At 68.6% G+C, this 17,998-nt stretch carries 17 protein-coding genes; 2 read left to right on the top strand and 15 right to left on the bottom strand.

Features of this window, described 5'->3' with window-relative positions; genetic code table 11:
• Positions 1-314: 314 nt before the first annotated feature.
• From U5S82_19175 to U5S82_19155, 5 genes are all read right to left on the bottom strand, one after another.
• Positions 315-2,867 carry a heavy metal translocating P-type ATPase gene (locus tag U5S82_19175; GenBank protein MDZ7753704.1) on the bottom strand — a complete coding sequence of 851 codons (2,553 nt, stop codon included), beginning with the start codon at positions 2,865-2,867 and terminating at the stop codon, positions 315-317.
• 115 nt (positions 2,868-2,982) lie between these two features.
• Positions 2,983-3,657: a c-type cytochrome gene (locus tag U5S82_19170; protein ID MDZ7753703.1), complete on the bottom strand. Its 675-nt coding sequence runs from the start codon at positions 3,655-3,657 to the stop codon at positions 2,983-2,985.
• A gap of 2 nt (positions 3,658-3,659) precedes the next feature.
• Complete coding sequence (locus U5S82_19165; protein ID MDZ7753702.1) at positions 3,660-5,279, bottom strand: cbb3-type cytochrome c oxidase subunit I; 1,620 nt, start codon at positions 5,277-5,279, stop codon at positions 3,660-3,662.
• Positions 5,280-5,333: 54 nt separating this feature from the next.
• On the bottom strand, positions 5,334-5,819 hold the full coding sequence (locus U5S82_19160; GenBank protein MDZ7753701.1) for a cupredoxin domain-containing protein: 486 nt from the start codon (positions 5,817-5,819) through the stop codon (positions 5,334-5,336).
• A 12-nt stretch (positions 5,820-5,831) separates the two neighbouring features.
• Positions 5,832-5,984, bottom strand: a complete 153-nt coding sequence (locus U5S82_19155) for a hypothetical protein (protein MDZ7753700.1) — start codon at positions 5,982-5,984, stop codon at positions 5,832-5,834.
• 170 nt (positions 5,985-6,154) lie between these two features.
• Here U5S82_19155 and smpB point away from each other — a divergent pair, with 170 nt between their 5' ends.
• The gene (gene smpB / locus U5S82_19150) at positions 6,155-6,628 is read left to right on the top strand and encodes an SsrA-binding protein SmpB (protein ID MDZ7753699.1); all 474 of its coding nucleotides are present in this window, start codon (positions 6,155-6,157) and stop codon (positions 6,626-6,628) included.
• 477 nt (positions 6,629-7,105) lie between these two features.
• Positions 7,106-8,866 (top strand): adenosylcobalamin-dependent ribonucleoside-diphosphate reductase, encoded by a 1,761-nt coding sequence (locus tag U5S82_19145; protein MDZ7753698.1) that lies wholly within the window; start codon positions 7,106-7,108, stop codon positions 8,864-8,866.
• A gap of 582 nt (positions 8,867-9,448) precedes the next feature.
• On the opposite strand, the gene U5S82_19140 is transcribed toward U5S82_19145, so the two are convergent.
• The 10 genes from U5S82_19140 to U5S82_19095 form a co-directional block, all read right to left on the bottom strand.
• Positions 9,449-10,174, bottom strand: coding sequence for an electron transport complex subunit E (locus U5S82_19140; GenBank protein MDZ7753697.1), 726 nt, complete (start codon positions 10,172-10,174; stop codon positions 9,449-9,451).
• Positions 10,171-10,833: an electron transport complex subunit RsxG gene (rsxG, locus tag U5S82_19135; GenBank protein ID MDZ7753696.1), complete on the bottom strand. Its 663-nt coding sequence runs from the start codon at positions 10,831-10,833 to the stop codon at positions 10,171-10,173. Before rsxG ends, U5S82_19140 begins: the two co-directional genes overlap by 4 nt.
• Entirely contained in the window at positions 10,823-11,887 is a 1,065-nt protein-coding gene (locus tag U5S82_19130; protein MDZ7753695.1) for an RnfABCDGE type electron transport complex subunit D, read from the bottom strand. Before U5S82_19130 ends, rsxG begins: the two co-directional genes overlap by 11 nt.
• Entirely contained in the window at positions 11,884-13,419 is a 1,536-nt protein-coding gene (rsxC, locus tag U5S82_19125) for an electron transport complex subunit RsxC (protein ID MDZ7753694.1), read from the bottom strand. Before rsxC ends, U5S82_19130 begins: the two co-directional genes overlap by 4 nt.
• Positions 13,416-13,985 (bottom strand): electron transport complex subunit RsxB, encoded by a 570-nt coding sequence (gene rsxB / locus U5S82_19120; protein ID MDZ7753693.1) that lies wholly within the window; start codon positions 13,983-13,985, stop codon positions 13,416-13,418. The genes rsxC and rsxB overlap by 4 nt, the downstream gene beginning before the upstream one ends.
• Positions 13,986-13,992: 7 nt before the next feature.
• Positions 13,993-14,568, bottom strand: a complete 576-nt coding sequence (gene rsxA, locus U5S82_19115) for an electron transport complex subunit RsxA (GenBank protein MDZ7753692.1) — start codon at positions 14,566-14,568, stop codon at positions 13,993-13,995.
• A gap of 76 nt (positions 14,569-14,644) precedes the next feature.
• Entirely contained in the window at positions 14,645-14,971 is a 327-nt protein-coding gene (gene fdxA, locus U5S82_19110) for a ferredoxin FdxA (GenBank protein ID MDZ7753691.1), read from the bottom strand.
• Between the two features lie 10 nt (positions 14,972-14,981).
• Entirely contained in the window at positions 14,982-15,944 is a 963-nt protein-coding gene (locus U5S82_19105; GenBank protein ID MDZ7753690.1) for a HEAT repeat domain-containing protein, read from the bottom strand.
• 38 nt (positions 15,945-15,982) lie between these two features.
• Complete coding sequence (locus tag U5S82_19100; GenBank protein MDZ7753689.1) at positions 15,983-16,216, bottom strand: ferredoxin family protein; 234 nt, start codon at positions 16,214-16,216, stop codon at positions 15,983-15,985.
• 11 nt (positions 16,217-16,227) lie between these two features.
• Positions 16,228-17,973 carry a fumarate reductase/succinate dehydrogenase flavoprotein subunit gene (locus U5S82_19095; protein MDZ7753688.1) on the bottom strand — a complete coding sequence of 582 codons (1,746 nt, stop codon included), beginning with the start codon at positions 17,971-17,973 and terminating at the stop codon, positions 16,228-16,230.
• Positions 17,974-17,998: the final 25 nt, after the last annotated feature.

The raw sequence follows: 17,998 nt of genomic DNA, 5'->3' as shown, positions 1-17,998 counted from the left end.
TTTTCAAACTGCCACTCCTCCCTGACCTTCTCCCTTTTCGCGTCATTTGGCGTCTTTCGCGGTTACGCTTTTTGTAGATACTCCGTTTCCTGTCAAGCAGTCTGTAGATCGGTTGCTCTCGGCAACCGACATCCGCGCCCACAAAGCGCCGAGTTTCCGTCGGCTGCCAGGAGCAGCCGACCTACGCCTCTGTCCTTCTCCCTTTTCGCGTCTTTCCCGGTTACGCTTTTTGTAGGTCGGGATTCATCCCGACATTAAAGCCCGCCGCAGGCACCCATGGCGTCCTGCCAGAATCTCTCGTCCAGAACCCCGCCTCAGAACCGCTCGAGGGGACCATGCACGCCAGAAAGACGGACGGACGATGCGCCTTCACCACCCGGTAGCGAATCGCCAGGGATGGTGGGCGTGGTGCTTCTCGCCCGCGCTCCCCGTCGCAACCGCATGGCGTTGGCCACCACCAGCAGTGAGGACAGGGACATACCGATAGCCGCCGCCCACGGCGGCACCAGGCCCATGAAGGCGAGGGGGATGGCCGTGAGGTTATAGCCGCCGGCCCAGGCCAGGTTCTGAAAGACGATGCGCCGGGTGCACCGGGCCAGACGCAGGGCCCGCGGAATCACCGCGAGGTCCGGGGCCAGCAGCAACAGGTCACTGTGGTACTGGGCCAGATGGGTGGCCTCGGCGAAGGAGATGGACGCGTCAGCAGCGGCCAGGGTGGGGGCATCGTTGATGCCGTCACCCACCATCAGTACACGCCGGCCGGCGGCCTGGCGTTCGCGGATCCAGGCCAGCTTGTCGGCGGGTGACAGCCCGCCATGGGCGACAGCGATGCCGGCGGCGGCGGCGGCCTCGGCCACGGCCTCCTGATGGTCGCCGCTCAGCACCGTGATGTCATGGATACCCATCGCCGCGAATCCCGCTACCATGGCCGCGGCGCCCTCCCGCAAGCGGTCACCGAGGCCGTACACCGCTAGCGGCCGGCCATCCCGCGCCAGCACGCAGACCGTCAGACCCTCGCCGCGCCACGCCTGCAGCCGGCTCGCCAGCGCCGGCGGCAGGGGAGCGCCGGCCGTGGCGTAGTCCCAGGTGCCGAGGCGCCAGCACACGGTTCCCGCCATGCCCTCCACACCCTCGCCCGCCGCCGTGCGCAGCGACGACAGCCCGCTCGCAGGCGTCGTCTCCTGGCGGAAGGCATGGGCAAGGGGATGGCTGGAATCCCGCTCCAGGGCCGCGACCACCGACCGCAGTGCCCCTGCATCTGCCCCCGCCTCAAGCAGTTCGCTGCGGCGGACCGCGAAGCCACCGTCGGTCAAGGTGCCGGTCTTGTCCAGGCCCACGGCGTCCACCCGTGCCAACGGCTCCAGGGCGCTCATATCCAGCGGCAGGACGCCGGCGGCGGAGAAACGCCCCGCCCCCATGGCCACCGCCACCGGAGTCGCCAGAGCCAGGGCACAGGGGCAGGTGACGATGAGCACGGCGATGGTGTTGGGCAGGGCCTGGGCGGGATCCAGCCACAGCCAGGTGCCCGCGGTGACACCGGCCACCACGATGACCACCGCCACGAACCATTGGGCCGCCTGCGCCGCCAGAACCGCGTAGCGGGGCCGCGCGGCAAGACCCCGCTCCAGCAGGCTGCTGACCTCGCCGATGGTGGAGTCCTGCCCTACCCGCTCGACCCACAGCTCCACCGCCTGCTCCCGATTGCAGCTTCCCGCCACCACCCGCGCCCCCGGCTCCTTCATCACCGGCCGGGCCTCACCGGTAAGCAGCGATTCGTCGAAGCTGGAGCTGCCCGCCGCCACCACTCCGTCCACCGGGGAGACCTCCCCGGGGCGCAGGCGGATGCGCTCCCGCGGCGCCAGCTCCACCGCCGGGACCCGCTCCTCGCTGCCATCACCGTGGAGACGCCGGGCCACCTGGGGGGTGACCCGCGCAACGCGGTCGATGGCCGCCGCCGCGGTGCGCCGGCCCCGCAGCTCATAGGCCCGGGCGGCCAGGACGAACAGCACGAACATGACGATGGAGTCGAGGTAGACCTCGCCCGTGGCCTGCACCGTGCCCCACAGACTGCCCAGCCAGGCGGCCGACAGGCCGGCGACGATGGGCACGTCCATGCCGAGGCGGCGGCGGCGCAGGTCCTGCCAGGCGCCGAGAAAGAATTCCTGGCCCGCGTAGGCGAGCACGGCGGTAGCAGCCAGCAGCATGCACCAGCGCCCCAACTCCACCCACAGGGGTAGCGGACCGTGGACGTCCAGGTCGCTGAGGTAGGTGGCGAGGGAGAACTGCATCACCGGCATGCCCACCACCGCGGCGAAGATGATGCGGCTCATGCTGCGCCGCCGCTGGTCACGATCCAATTCGCGGCGGTGGGCATTATCGTAGGGATGAGCCACGTAGCCGATGGCGGCGATGGCGGCCAGCAGGGTGCTGAGGCGGGTGCGGGAGGGGTCCCAGCGCACCCGGGCGCGCTGGCTCGTAAAGTCCACGTCCACATCGAGGACCCCCGGCTGGGCCCGCAGATGGCGCTCGTTCAACCACAGACAGGCGGCGCAGCGCACCTCTTCGAGGATCAGGAAGGCCTCCCGCCAGTCCCCCCCGCTACGCACGAAGCCACGTTGCACGTCGGGGTGGTCATAGAGTTCGAAACGCTCCAGAAGCTCCGGCATCGCCTCCGGATCGGTCCGCCCGCCGGGCGCCGTGCGATGACGGTAGTAGTCCGCCATGCCGTTATCCAGGATGGTGCAGGCCACCGCCTGACAACCGGCACAACAGAAGTGGCGCCGCTCCCCGGCCACGTCCAGCTCCCAGTGACCATCCTCGGGAATTGGCAGACCGCAGTGGAAGCAGGCTGGCTGTGGCTGGCTCACCGGAGCCCGCCCTGCGGCTCCAAAACCACGAGCGGTGCGAGCGCCCCGCGGTGGAGGGGCCGGGGCGTTCCATGTCGGCGGTGACCGGCCATCCTGCGTGACACCTTAACCGGGGCTATTCCGTGGTGAGGGTGCCGTAATGGTCCGCCAGGGCCTGGATCTCGTCGTCGCTGAGTTCGGCCGCGATGCTGCGCATGCGGCTGTACACGTCATTGGCACGCTTGCCGTTCTTGTAATCCCTCAGGGTCTCGGCGATGTAGGTGGGATACTGAGCCACCAGGGACGGCATCACCGCTATGCCCACACCGCCGGTGGCATTACCCCGGCCATCGCGGCCATGACAGCTCTGGCAGGCGGGTATCAGACGTACGCCGTCGCCCCGCTTTGCCAATCGTTCGGCCGCCTCACCGCCGCCTTTGGGCTCGCTGGGCTCGGGTACCGGCAGAGCCGCATAATAGGCGGCGATGTCGGCCATGTCCTGATCCGAGAGCCCGCGAGACAGCGCCCGCATGACACCGTGGCGACGCTGCCCATCCTTGTAGTCCTTGAGCTGCTTGTAGATGTAGGGGGCCAGTTGGCCGGCCAGGCTGGGCCAGTTCTCGGACCGGCTCACGCCATCCTCGCCGTGGCAGGACGCACAGCGCTCCGTTAAGGTGGCGCCACGATCCCCGTCCCCGGACTTGATGAGGGCCATGGTCTCGACGGTCCACGCCACCTTGGACGATGGCGCCGCATGAGCGGCCATGGAAAGTCCCGCGGCGAGAAACAATACACTCAGAGCCTTGCTCATGGTCACCACCCCCATGCCAGCGCGGGCTGGACGTCCAGGATGAAAAACTGCAGCAACGGGTAGCCGAAACCGGCTCCCATGTAGACCACCAGGATCCAGTTCCACAGGGCAAAGCCGTTCATGGGCTTCGGTAACTTGAGGGGCGGCTGGATGGCCTGGGCGAAACGCAGCTCACGCTCTGCGGCGGGGGTGCGCGCGGCATGGGTCATGACGAGGTTGTAGATGAGCAGTACGGCGGATACCGTCATGATGATGCCGCCGACGGCCATCAGCACCGCCGACGACTGCCAGGGAGCCACGAACTCCGGGTCGTAGGGCATGGCGGCGGTACGCCGGGGCATGCCCAACAGCCCCACATAGTGCCAGGGCACGGTAAGCACCACGATACCGATGAACCACAGCCAGAGCTGGGTGGTCGCCAGGCGGCGGGAGAACAGCTCCCGGCCCGTCATCTTGGGCCATAGATGGTAGGCGATGGCGAAGTACATGATGATGGTGGTACCGGCGAAGATGAGGTGGAAGTGAGCCGGCACCCACATGGTGTTGTGGACCATGGTGTTCATGGCATAGCTGGCGTTCACCACGCCGCCGAAGCCTCCGAGGGTCAGCATCAGCAGCGCCAGGCCGGCGGCCAGCACCATGGGCTCGTGCCAGGGCAGGGTGCGCAGCCAGCCGAAAAGCCCCCTGCCGCCCCGCAGCCGGCCGGCGATCTCCATGCCGGCGATCACCGTGAAACCGGTAATGAGGGTGGGGATGGCCACCATGAAGGTGCCGAAGCCATGGAACAGCTTCCAGCCGGCCGCCTGGAAGGGGTCGACGTAGAGGTGGTGGAAGCCGATGGGCAGGCTGAAGACGAGCAGCATGATGAAGGCCACCCGCGCCATCTCGTCGCTGAACAGGCGCCCGCCGGCCACCTGCGGCACGAACATGTACATGGCCTGATAGGCAGGGATCAGCCACACGTAGACGATGGGATGCAGGGTCCAGGCGAACAGGGTGCGGGCGAGGCCCACGTCCACGGTGTCCACCAACCCCAGGGACAGGGGGATGAGTTGGAACACCACTTCAACCGCCACGCCGATGAGCGTCCACAACCACAGGGTGGCGTTGGCGGTGGTGGAGAACATTATCAGCGGCAGCGGCTGGCCGGGATTATCCCGTTTCCACTGGATGGGCATGACGATCATGATCACCACCCAGGCGATGGAACCCACCACCAGCAATGCCGCCCCCACGTAGAAGGTCCAGTGGGCGGTGAGCGGCGGGTAGAAGGTGTACATCACCATCGCCTGGCCGGTGACCAGGGCATACACCACCATCAGCACCCCCACCACCATCATCCCGAATCCGCCCCAGGCCAGCGGCTTGTTCCACACCGGGCGATCCAGCGCCGCCGAGGCGCAGTAGTAGCCGAAACCGGCGATGAAGAAGGTGGTGAGGACGTAGGCCATGATCACGCCGTGGGCCGTCACCGAAGTGTAATAGCCCTCCGCCCATAGCGGGATCAGCTCGGCCCGCTCCAGCACCTGGTAGGCCCCGAGCACCGACGCCAACAGAAAGGTGGCCAAGGCCACCCACATGTGGCCCAGCGCGAGGCCATCGGGCTTGTCCGTCTCGCTCATGAAGCGCCTCCTGGTATTGTTTTCGTAGCGGCTCCCGTCCGTGAACGAACGGATTTATCCCTTGGGGGGGACGATGGTTACCCTGCTCCACATGGCGTGGTGGCCCACGCCGCAATACTCGTTGCAGTACATCGGAAAGGTGCCGGTGGACTGGAGCTCGGTGTTGACCTCCGAGACGTAGCCGGGAATCACCATGGTGTCCACGTTGGTGGTAGGGATGTGCAGCCCGTGCAAGGTGTCGGGCGTGGCGAAGCGAAAGGTCACCGGCGTCTTGGCGGGAATCTCCACATGCTGCGGGTAGAAGCCGTAGCGGGTGGCCACCATGGTGACGGTGACGCTGCCGTCCTCGTTATCCCTGACGCCGAGGTTGTCCTCCGCGAACTCCTCGGTGAGATGGAGTGCGGTGGAATCCACTACCTCCACGTTGCTGGGCGGGTGCACACTGCCGGCGAAAGCGGTATAGAAGATGGAACCCAACATGACTGCGGTCAGCAGGATGACGATGCCGATCCAGATCTTTTCAAGCGGATCCACGTGCATGACGACGCCTCCCTAGTTGACCGGGCCGTGAGCCAGGAAACGGCCGAAGTACAGCGCCAGCCATGCTGCCCCGAACACGAAGGCGTAAAGGACGATGATGGCGAAGGTACCCTTGGGCGGGCTTTCCAGGATGGCCTTCTCTTCTTCGGGACTCAGCTCACTCATGGGTATGACCTCCTCCGTGTCAATATGCGTCTGGTGGGAGCCGGCGCGAAACGCAGACTTGGCGGGCAGTATAGTTGATGACTCTGGTCGGTCAAAGGACGCATCCGTCCATAGGCAACTGCCAGACTCGGTGTGTATAGTAGTCCGTTTTCCAATTCCCTCGTCCATTCATGGCCACCAAGAAGAAAGCCGCCCCCGGCAACCTCATCGCCGCCAACAAGAAGGCGGGCCACGACTACAGCTTCACCGAGAAGCTGGAGGCGGGGCTGGTGCTGGAGGGCTGGGAGGTGAAGAGCCTGCGGGCGGGGCGGGCCCAGCTGCGGGACAGCTACGTGCTGGTGAAGGACGGCGAGGCCTGGCTGCTGGGGGCCCACATCACGCCCCTGCCCACGGCCTCCACCCACATCAAGCCGGAGCCCGACCGCACCCGCAAGCTGCTGCTCCACCGCAACCAGCTGGATACCCTCATCGGCGCCGTGGACCGCAAGGGCTTCACGGTGGTGCCCACCCGCATGTACTGGAAGAAGGGCCGAGCCAAGGTGGAGGTTGCCCTGGCCAAGGGCAAGAAACTCCACGACAAGCGCGCCACCGAGAAGGAACGGGACTGGCAGCGGGACAAGCAGCGCATCCTCAAGGTTAACTGATCGGGAGGCACCCCGGGGCCCCGCAGGCGCCGCAATGCATATCCTGGACGCGCACAGTGGTGGCGGCGCCTCGTTTCTCTCCTGCCATCAGTGGACTTTCGCAGCCCGGCGCGCGCCCACGGCAGGATGCCGTGGGCCGGGCCTGCAAGGGTCGCAGGACTGCGAAGCGCAGCAGGTATTCACGGCGATGTGCCGGAAGGGATTACCGGTTGCCTGCGAACACCACCCGGACTTTCGGTGATCGACATTTCTGAACAGCCATCTACGTCTCCACGCCCTGCAGCCCGTGCCGCTGCGCTGGACTGCGTCCGCCGTCGAACCCCCATGTTCTATGCTTTGAAAGCGGGGGTACATGCCCCGATCATACTTTCAAATCTCCGAACTTCACCGCCGGCTCCTCCTGGGCATAGACCGGCCCCGGCGCCCTGACGTTCCCCGGGGGCGAAGACCCTGCGACCGTTACCACGGTACCCCACCATGACCGAACCGACCATCGACACCCCCATCGCCCGCCTCATCTGGCGGACCAAGTACCGCCACGCCGGCGAGGAGGACGTGACGGACACCTGGCAGCGGGTGGCGGCTGCCATCGCCGCCGCCGAACCCCGCGACCGGGCGGCATGGCGACAACGCTTCGTGGACTTGCTGCGCGGATTCCGCTTTCTCCCCGGCGGGCGCATCCTGGCGGGCGCCGGCACCGGTAACCGGGTCACCCTGTTCAACTGCTTCGTCATGGGGACCATCGAGGACTCCATGGAAGGGATCTTCCAGGGCCTCAAGGAGGGCGCCCTGACCATGCAGCAGGGCGGCGGCGTGGGCTACGACTTCTCCACCCTGCGCCCCGCCGGCACCGTGGCCCACGCCACCGGCACCGTCTCCTCGGGCCCCGTGGCCTTCATGAATATCTGGGACGCCATGTGTGCCACGGTGCTCTCCACCGGCGCGCGCCGCGGCGCCATGATGGCCACCCTGCGCTGCGACCACCCGGACATCGAGGCCTTCGTCCACGCCAAGGCGGGGGGCGACGCCCTCACCCGCTTCAACCTCTCGGTGCTGGTGAGCGATGCCTTCATGGCGGCGGTTGAGGCGGACCGCCCCTGGGCCCTGCGCTTCCCCGGGCCCGGCGGCGAGATCCATCGCGAGGTGCCGGCCCGCGCCCTGTGGGACGACATCATGCGCGCCACCTACGACGCCGCCGAGCCAGGCGTGCTGTTCTTGGACACCATCAATCGCGAGAACAATCTGGGCTACTGCGAGGACATCAGCGCCACCAATCCCTGCGGCGAGATCCCCCTGCCGCCCTACGGCGCCTGCAACCTGGGGGCCCTGAACCTCGCCCGTTTCGTCACCGCCCCCTTCTCCGGCGATGCCCGCCTCGACCTGGACGCCCTGGCGGCGGCCGTGCCCACGGCCGTGCGCTTCCTGGATAACGTCATCGAGGTGTCCCGCTTCCCCCTGCCCCGCCAGCAGGAACAGGCCCAACGCACCCGCCGCATCGGCCTCGGCATCACCGGCCTCGCCGACGCCCTCATCATGGTGGGCCTCCCCTACGACAGCGACGCCGGGCGCGCCCTGGCGGCCGCCGTGATGACCTGCCTGCGGGATGCCGCCTACCGCGCCTCGGTGGACCTGGCGGCGGAACGGGGCCCGTGCCCGGCCTTCGAACGGGAGGCCTATCTGGCGGCTCCCTTCGTCACCCGCCTGCCGGCGGACGTGCGGGACGGCATCGCCCGCCACGGCATCCGCAACAGCCACCTGGTGACCATCGCCCCCACGGGTACCATCTCCCTGCTCGCCGACAACGTGTCCGGGGGCATCGAGCCCGTCTATTCCTTCGAGGGCCGGCGCCGCGTACTCCAGGCCGACGGCAGCCACGGCGTCTACGACGTCACCGACCGCGCCTTCGCCCTGTGGCGGGCGGCCGGCAGCCCCGCCCTCGGTAATGACGTACTGGTGCGCGCCGACCAGCTGCCGCCGCGCGCCCACATCGCCATGCAGGCCGCCGTCCAGCCCTTCGTGGACAACGCCGTCTCCAAGACCGTCAACATCGCCCCCGACCATCCCTTCGCGGACTTCAAGGAACTCTACCGCCACGCCTACCGCCAGGGCCTCAAGGGTTGCACCACCTACCGCCCCAACGCCATCACCGGCGCGGTGCTGGAGCACGCCGGGAACGAGGAGGAACCGGCGTGCCTGGAGGGCAGCCACTGCTGCACCATCGAGCGCGAGGCCGATTGAGCGGGCTGTCGGACTGAAGTCCGACCTACGGATACATCACCACCCCCTGTTCCACCGGCACGAATGTAGGTTGGGGTGAGGAACGAACCCCAACATAACCGTGAATGCGATTACCAATCGTTGGGGTTCGCAAGCTCACCCCAACCTACAGCCCTGAAGCCCGACACAGACATCACCACCCCCTGTTCCAACAGCCCGACCTACAAATATCCCCCACCGCCCGTTCCCGGGGCACGACTGTAGGTCGGGATTCATCCCGACATCCAAACCGCGCCGCACGCACCACGGGCCGGATCGGAACCCTCCTGCGGGCTGTCGGACTGAAGTCCGACCTACAGCCCGACCTACGGATACACCACCGCCGGTTCCAGCGGCTCGGATGTAGGTCGGGATTCATCCCGACATCCAAACCGCGCCGCACGCATCCCGGGCCGGATCGGAACCCTCCTGCGGGCTGTCGGACTGAAGTCCGACCTACAGCCCGACCTACGGATACACCACCGCCGGTTCCAGCGGCACGGATGTAGATCGGCATTCATCCCGACATCCGGCCGACTGCAGGTTTCAATCGGACATCGAGACCTAATCGGTCATGATCCTCTCGGCCGCTGGGGCCCGGTCGAGGCCGCGCCAGACCGCGAACGGCCCGCGGCCGCCGGCGCGGCGCCGGGCCGCCAGGCGGTCGAGCTTGTTCTTCAGGGCGATAAGCAGAGCCAGGCCCACGAAGGCCCCGGGGGGTAGCACCGCCGGCAGGAAGCCGCGGTAGTCCGCCCACAGCCGTACCTCGAGGTGGGCCGCCCAGGGTCCGAGGAGGATATCCGCGTCCCGCATCAGGGTGCCGTGACCCACCAGCTCCCGCAGGGCCCCGAGGGCCACCAGCACGGCCAGGAAACCCAGCCCCATGGCGAAGCCGTCCATCGCGGCGTGGCCCACGGGGTTGCGGGAGGCGAAGGCCTCGGCGCGGCCGATGACCGCGCAGTTGGTGACGATGAGGGGCAGGAAGATCCCCAGCGCCAGGAACAGGGCCTCCATGTGGGCGCTCATGAGCAGTTCGATGGTGGTGACCACGCAGGCGATGATGAGCACGAACATGGGGATGCGCACCTCCTTGCGGATCCAGGGCCGCCCCGCGGACACGATGACGTTGGTGGTCACCAGGGTGGCCAGGGTGGCGAGGCCGAGGCCGAGGCCGTTGACCACGGTGGAGGTCACCGCCAGCAGGGGGCACAGACCGAGGAGGGCCACCAGGGCCTGGTTGTTGTGCCACAGGCCCTGGCGCATGAGCCGGCCATGGGTGGATTCGGTCATGACGGGTCTCCTGGGGTGGTCGCCGGTGGGGGTGGGGGATCGCCGTGCAGCAGTTCGTCACGATGGCGCTGGAAGAACACCAGGGCGCGGTGCACCGCGGCCACCACCGCCCGCGGGGTCACGGTGGCACCGGTGAACTGGTCGAAGACGCCGCCGTCCCGCTTCACCTTCCAGTCCTTGTCGGGAGGGGCGCCCCGGAAGGTGCCGCGGAAGGACTCGATCCAGTCGCTGTGGCGGGTCTCGATGTCATCCCCGAGGCCCGGCGTCTCGCGGTGATGGAGCACCCGCACCCCCGACACCACCCCGGCGGCGCTGATGCCCACCATGAGCCGGATGGGCCCGCCATAGCCGTCCGGGGCCACCACGGCGAAGGCCACGGCCACGGGCCTGCCCTGGCGGCACGCGCGGTAGACCTTCACCGCCTCCGGGGTGCCCAGGAGGTCGGGGTCGCGCAGCGCCCGGGTGTCTCCCACGGGATCGTTGTCGTAGCCGCCGGCGGGCATCACGGCGGTGAGCTGGCGCAGCATGCGGGCGTATTCGTTGGCGGCGATGTAGGGGGCCGTGTGGCTGTCGGTGACCGCCAGCAGCAGGGTCCCGGCAAAGGCCGCCGCCGCCAGCACGCCCCCGGCCACCAGGGGCCCCCGCCCCTCAGGAACCATCCCGCACCCGGGCGCGCCGGGCGCCGAAGATCCGTGGCCGCAGGTAGGTATCCAGCAGGGGCACCGTGAGGCCCATGAGAAGCACGGCGAAGGCCACACCGTCGGGATAGCCGCCCCAGGCGCGGATAGCGTAGATGAGCAGACCGATGCCGGCGCCGTAGACCAGCTTGCCGGCCGGGGTGGTGGCCGCGGTGACGGGATCCGTGGCGATGAAGAAGGCCCCCAGCATGGTGGCCCCGCCGAGGAGATGGAACAGGGGATCGGCGTAGTGCTCCGGCCCCGCCAGGTGGGCGATGCCGGCGACGGCGGCGAGGGTCGCCAGCATGCTCACCGGGATGTGCCAGCTGATGATGCGCAGCGCCACCAGCACCACGCCGCCCGCCAGGAAGGCCAGGTTCACCCACTCCATGCCCCGGCCCGCCAGGGCCCCGAACACGGGTGCGGCGCGGATCTCCGCCATGGCCTGCCCCAGCCCCACGCCGGTGCGCAGGCGGTCCAGGGGTGTCGCCGCCGTCATGGCATCGAGGCCGGCGGCGCCGCCCCCGCCGAGGCTGTAGGCGATGGTGGCAGCGAGGTCGGGCGGCGCCTGCTGCAGCGCCAGGGGCAGGGTCCGGGTGCTGAGTTCCAGGGGGAAGGCGATGAGCAGCACCGCATAGCCCGCCATGGCCGGATTGAAGGGATTGTAGCCGAGTCCCCCGTACAACTGCTTGGCCCCGACGATGGCGATGAAGGCGCCGGTCACGGGCAGCCACCACGGCGCCATGGGGGGCAGGCACAGGGCCAGCAGGACGGCGGTGACCACGGCGCTGCCGTCGGCCAGGAAGGACACCACCGGGCGCCCGCGGATGGCCAGCATGAGGGCCTCGAAGACCAGGGCCGCGGCCACCGCCAGGGTGATGTTCACCAGCAGTCCCCAGCCGAACAGGGCCACGTGGGCGGCGATGCCGGGCACAAGGGCCGCCACCACCAGCACCATCACCCGCCCCACCCCGGGGGCCGGGGTGATATAGGGCGCGCCCGCCGCATCCACGCGCAGGGGATCGTGCGCCTTCATGACGCACCGCCCGCGGCCCGCGGCGGTGCCGCGTCGGTGTCTTCCACTGCCTCGTCACTGGCTGGCGCCGATCGGGGGCGGGCGCGGGCCGCCTTGCGGGCGGCCTTGCGCGCCTCCCGCTCCTGGCGCTGCTGTTCCAGGCGGGCGTTGCGGGCGTCGGTGCGGGCCCGCGACTCCTCCGCCCGGTGGCGCCGGCGCTCCCGGTCCGCCAGCTCCGTCTTGGCGTAGCGGAAGAAGGACACCAGGGGGATATGGGAGGGACACACCACCGCGCAGCAGCCGCACTCGATGCAGTCCTTCAGGCCGTAAGGCTCGAGCTTGTCGAAGGTGCGCCCGCGGGCATGCCAGTAGAGCTGCTGGGGCAGCAGGTTCATGGGGCAGGCGGCGGCGCATCGGCCGCAGCGGATGCAGGGCATGACCCGGGGCGGGGCGATATCCGGGCGCGGTGTCACCAGGATACAGTTGGTGCCCTTCACCACCATGGTGTCCGCGGTCTCCAGCCGGCGCCCCATCATGGGGCCCCCCATCACCAGCTCCACCGCCTTCGCCGTGGTACCCCCGGCGGCCTCCAGCAGATGCCGCACCGGGGTGCCCAGGGGCACCTCGAAGTTACCCGGCCGGCGGATGCCAGGGCCGGTCACGGTGACGACGCGGGACACCAGGGGCCGGCCGTCGTGGACGGCGGCGTCCACCGCCGCCGTGGTGCCGGCGTTCAGACACACCACCCCCACCTCGTAGGGCAGGCCGCCGCGGGGCACGGCGCGGCCCGTAAGGGTCCACACCAGCTGCTTCTCGCCGCCGGCCGGGAAGCGCGTGGGCACCTCCACCACCGCAATATCCGGCACGGGTTCGGGGGACCGCGCGGCCAGCGCCGCCACGGCCTCCCGCAGGGCGGCGGCGGCGGCGGGCTTGTTGTCCTCCACCGCCACCAGGCAGCGTTCAGCCGCCACCAGCCGCAGCAGCACCAGGGCGCCCCGGATCACCGCCTCGGGACGGTGGCGCATGAGGGCGTCGTCGCAGGTGATATAGGGCTCGCACTCCACGCCGTTGATAACCAGAGTGTGGATGGGACGGGACGGCTTGAGCTTGGCCGCCGAGGGGAAGGCGGCCCCGCCGAGACCGACGATGCCCGCCGCCCGCACCCGTTCCCGCAGGGTCTCTACAGTGGCCTCGTCCGGATCCAGGGGCACCTCCGCTCTGGCCTCCTCCTCCCCGCCCTCCCCCGCGATGACCACGCAGGTTTCGGCCACCCCCGGGGGATGGGGCAGCTCGTGGTCGCCGATCTCCACCACCCGGCCGGCGATGGATGCGTGAACCGCGGCGCTCACGAAGGCGCCGGCCTCCGCCACCAACTCCCCCCGGGCCACCGCCTGCCCCACCTCCACCACCGGCCGGGCGGGGGCCCCGACATGCTGGCGCAGGGGCAGATAGACCCGGGGCGGCGGGGCCAGGGGCAGGATGGGGCCGTCGCCGGACGACCCCTTGGCACCGGCCAGCCGCAGGCCGCCGGGGAAGCGCCACAAGCCCTTCATGCCACCCGCCCCCCCGCCGCCGTCAGGGGGTAGGACCACTTGAAGGTGGCCGCCGTGGGCGCCACCGCCACCATGACGATGCATTCCGGTACCGGGCACAGGGGCGGCAGGCACAGCTCACAGCCGGTGCAGTAAGCCTCGATGATGGTGTGCTTGTGCTTGGGTGCCCCGACGATGGCATCCACCGGGCAGACCTGCAGGCACTTGGTGCAACCGATGCAGGTGCTCTCGTCCACCACCGCCACCATGGGCACCGGATCGGCGGCCCCCACCTCGCCGTCGGCGCCCGCCAGGGGCTTGGGATCCTTGCCCAGGAGGTCCGCCAGGGCGCGCATGCCGGCATCCCCTCCCGGCGGGCACTGGTTGATGTCCGCCTCCCCCGCCGCCAGGGCCTCGGCGTAGGGTCGGCAGCCGGGGTAGCCGCACTGGCCGCACTGGGTCTGGGGCAGGATGGCGTCGACTCGGTCCACTACCGGGTCCTGCTCCACCCGCAGGCGGATGGCGGCGATGCCGAGGCCGAGGCCGAACACCAGGGCCAGCAGGGTGAGGAGGGTTACGGCTTCCATGGCGGCCTCAGGCCATGCCGGCGAAGCCCATGAAGGCCACCGACATAAAGCCGGCGGTCACCAGGGCGATGGGGGCGCCGCGGAAGGAAGGGAGGACATCCCCCACCTCGAGGCGCTCGCGGATGGAGGCGAACAACACCATGACGAGGGTGAAACCCACGGCGCCGCCGAAACCGTAGAGGGCCGAGGCCACGAAGTCGTGGCCCTGCTGCACGTTGAGCAGGGCCACCCCGAGCACCGCGCAGTTGGTGGTGATGAGGGGCAGGTAGATACCGAGCACGTTGTAGAGCAATGGACTGGTCCTGTGCAGCACCATCTCGGTGAACTGCACCACCACCGCGATAAGCAGGATGAACACCACGGTCTTGAGATACTCGAGCCCCAGGGGCACCAGCAGGTAGGTGCTGGCCAGGTAGCTGGTGACCGACGACAGGGTCAGCACGAAGGCCGTGGCCATGCCCATGGCCAGGGCCGTCTCGGTCTTCTTCGACACCCCCATGAAGGGACACAGGCCGAGGAAGCGGGACAGCACCAGGTTATTGACGAAGATGGTGCCGAACAGCAGGGTCAGGTATTCCGCCACGACGGCCCTCCTGCGACATGGCCCCGGGCCGTTCCAGGCGCCGGGGCCCCGCCCATAAAGCGGCGTACCGGTGCCATCAGCGCGCCAGGTACTGGAGCTTGTCCGGCACGTCCGCCCACGTCTCGGCGTCCGGCAGGGGGTCGCCGGCGGCGCTGATCCCCGGCCACGAGCGCGCCAGTTCGGCGTTGAGGGCGATGAAGGCCTCCTGCCCGGGCGGCACGTCGTCCAGGGCATAGATGGCCTCCACCGGACACTCGGGCACGCACAGGGAGCAGTCGATGCAGGTCTCCGGATCGATGACCAGGAAGTTCTCCCCTTCCCGGAAACAGTCGTCCACCGGGCACACCTCCACGCAGTCGGTGTACTTGCAACGGATACAGTTCTCTCCCACTACATAGGTCATGGCGGTCTCCTCAGGCGGCGTCGATGCGGCCGATGGCCCAGCGCGCCACCTTGCGCACGTCCGGGTCCACGTCCTTGCTGGCGGCCTCCAGGAAGGGACGTGCGTCCTCGCTGGCGATCTCGCCTAGGGCGGCGGCAGCCTCCTTGCGCAGGTTGCTGATGTTGAAGGACAGGGCCTGGCCCAGCACCGGCACCGCGGCCGGGTCCTTCAACACCCCCAGGCTGGCGGCGGCCTTGACCCGCACCTGCCAGTAGTCGTCGCCCATGGCCTCCACGAGGGCCGGCACCGCCGCTACGTCTCCCACCTTGCCGGCGATGAAGGCGGCCTCCTCCCGCACCTGCCAGTTGTCGTCCGTCAGGGCGTGCACCACCGCCTGGGCGGCCTGACCGGTGCGGCTGTAGATGAGGGAGCCCACCCCTACCCGGCGCACGTGGGGGTCCGGGTCGTTGCGGGCGGCATCCATGAGGGCCAGCAGCACTTCGTCGCTGCGCAGGTAGGCCAGCACCCCCACCGCCTCCCGGCGCACCGCCGGGTCCTCGTGGCCGAGGCCCGCCAGCCCCGCGCCCTGGCCCTCGGGCAGCCTGAGGTCACGCAGGGCCCGCAGGCAGGCGGCCTTGATGAAGGCATCGGGGTGGTCCAGACGCGCGAGGATGGCGGGCCCGGCCGCCGGGTCCTTGTTCTCCGCCAGGCTCTCGGCGGCGGCCTCGCGCACCCCCGCATCCTCGTCCCCCAGGGCCTCCAGCAAGGCGGCGATGACCGCCTCGCCCTGGAACTCGTTCAGCACCATGGCGGCCTCGGCACGCACGCTGTGGTCGGCATCGGACAGTGCGCTCACCGCCAGGGCGATGCCCTCCTCGTCCTCGCCGGCATCGATGAGGTCCATGATGGCCACCCGCCGCACGGCGGCGTCGGCGCTGCCATAGCGCTCGCGGATGTCCTCCAGGTCCGGTGCTTCGTCGAATGTCAGTGTCATTGTTCTGGACCCTCCAGTCCTCGGTGTTGCTTGTGGGCCTAGCGCAGCAGATAAGGAATGCTGACGGTGATGGCGTTGGTGGGGCAGTCCTTCTCGCACGGCAGGCAGTACCAGCACTCGTCGTACTTCATGAAGGCGGTGCCCCGCTCCTTGTCGATGAACAGCACGTCCAGGGGACACACGTCCACACACACCGTGCATCCCTTGTCGGCGATGCACGCCTCTTCGTTCACCGTTACGGGAACGCTGTTGCTCAAGCTTGCCAGTGGCATGGTGAATCTCCTCAGGAAGTGGCCTGACCGGAGCCTACCCGCAGCTGCTGGTAGGCCACCTTTTCTTCGTCGTCCAGCTCGACCACGTAGGGGTCGATGTCGCGCTTGAAATTGACGGGCATGCCGTCCTCCCCCTTCCGGGTCTGGACGTGCACGAACCAGTTGTCGTTGTCGGTGTCCGGGTGATCCACTCGATGGTGGTAGAGGCCCCAGCGGCTCTCGGTGCGGTAGAGGGAGGCGGCGGCCGCCATGTCGGCGCAATCGAGAATGAACTGCAGCTCGTTGGCGCGCATGAGCTCGTGGCCGTCGGCGGCCCTCATGTGCTGGAGATCGGCGCGGATCTCATCGAAGCGCTCCTGGCCGATCTCCATCTTGCGGGTGACCTTGGGGGGCTGCAGGTAGTCGTTGACGAAGCGCCGCAGCTTGTACTCGATCTGATGGGGCGGGATGCCGTCCTGGCGCTCCAGGGGGGCCAGTATCCGTTCCTGCTCCCGGGCGATGTCCCCGAGGGCGATGGCGGGCATTTCATGGTCGGCACAGTAGGCGGCGGCGTCCTCCCCCGCCAGGGCACCGTAGACGAAGGCCCCGAGCATGTAGTTGTGGGGCACCGAGCCGACGTCGCCGGCGGCGTAGAGGCCCGGCACCGTGGTGCGGGCATGCTCGTCGGTCCAGATCCCCGAGGCGCTGTGGCCGCTGCAGAAGCCGATCTCGGAGATGTGCATCTCCACCATCTTCTCCCGGTAGTTAGTGCTGCGCTGCTCGTGGAAGCGGCCGCGGCTGGGGCGTTCGTTGGAGTGGAGGATCTCCTCGATCTCCGCCACCGTCTCATCGGCCAGGTGGTCCAGCTTGAGAAACACCGGCCCCTTGCCGCCCTCCAGCTCGCGATGGAACTCCCACATCATCTGGCCGCTCCAGTAGTCGCATTCGATGAAGCGCTCGCCCGTGGCGTTGGCCGTGTAGCCCCCCATGGGGCCGGTGACGTAGGCGCAGGCGGGGCCGTTGTAGTCCTTGATGAGGGGATTGATCTGGTAGCACTCGAGGCCGGAGAGCTCGGCCCCGGCGTGATAGGCGAAGCTGTAGCCATCGCCGGCATTGGTGGGGTTCTCGTAGGTGCCGAAGAGATAACCCGAGGCCGGCAGGCCGAGGCGCCCGGCGGCCCCGGTGCAGAGGATGACGGTCTTGGCGCGGATGACGGCCGTCTCGGCGGTGCGCGTATTGAGCAGCATGGCCCCGGCGATGCGCCCGTCGGCGCCGTTGAACAGGCGCGTCGCCATGTAGCGGTTGATCACCTGGATGCGGTGGCGACGCAGCTGGCGATAGAGGATCTTCTTCATGTGGTGCCCTTCGGGCATGGGCAGCACATAGGTGCCCATGTGGTGCACCTTCTTGACGTTGTACTCCCCGGTCTCGTCCTTCTCGAACTTGACCCCCCACTCGTCGAGCTGGTTGATCATGTCGTAGCTGCGGGTGGCGTAGGCCATCACCGTCTTCTGGTTGACGATGCCGTCGTTGGCGATGGTGATCTCCTTGACGTACTGCTCGGGGGTGGCGTGGCCGGGGATGACGGCGTTGTTGAGGCCGTCCATGCCCATGCTGATGGCGCCGCTGCGCTTGACGTTGGCCTTCTCCAGCACCGCCACCCGCAGCTTGGGATCGGCCTGTTTGGCGCGCACGGCGGCCATGGGACCGGCGGTGCCGCCGCCAATGACGAGCACGTCCACTTCCATGGTCTCGATATCTTTACTGTTGCTTGGCATGGGAACCTCCTTGAGGCTTTGTAGG

The organism is Gammaproteobacteria bacterium (assembly GCA_034522055.1).
GTDB lineage: Bacteria > Pseudomonadota > Gammaproteobacteria > JAABTG01 > JAABTG01 > JAABTG01.
The sequence above is the reverse complement of the archived record's forward strand: the minus strand, read 5'-3'. Positions and strand labels throughout refer to the sequence as shown.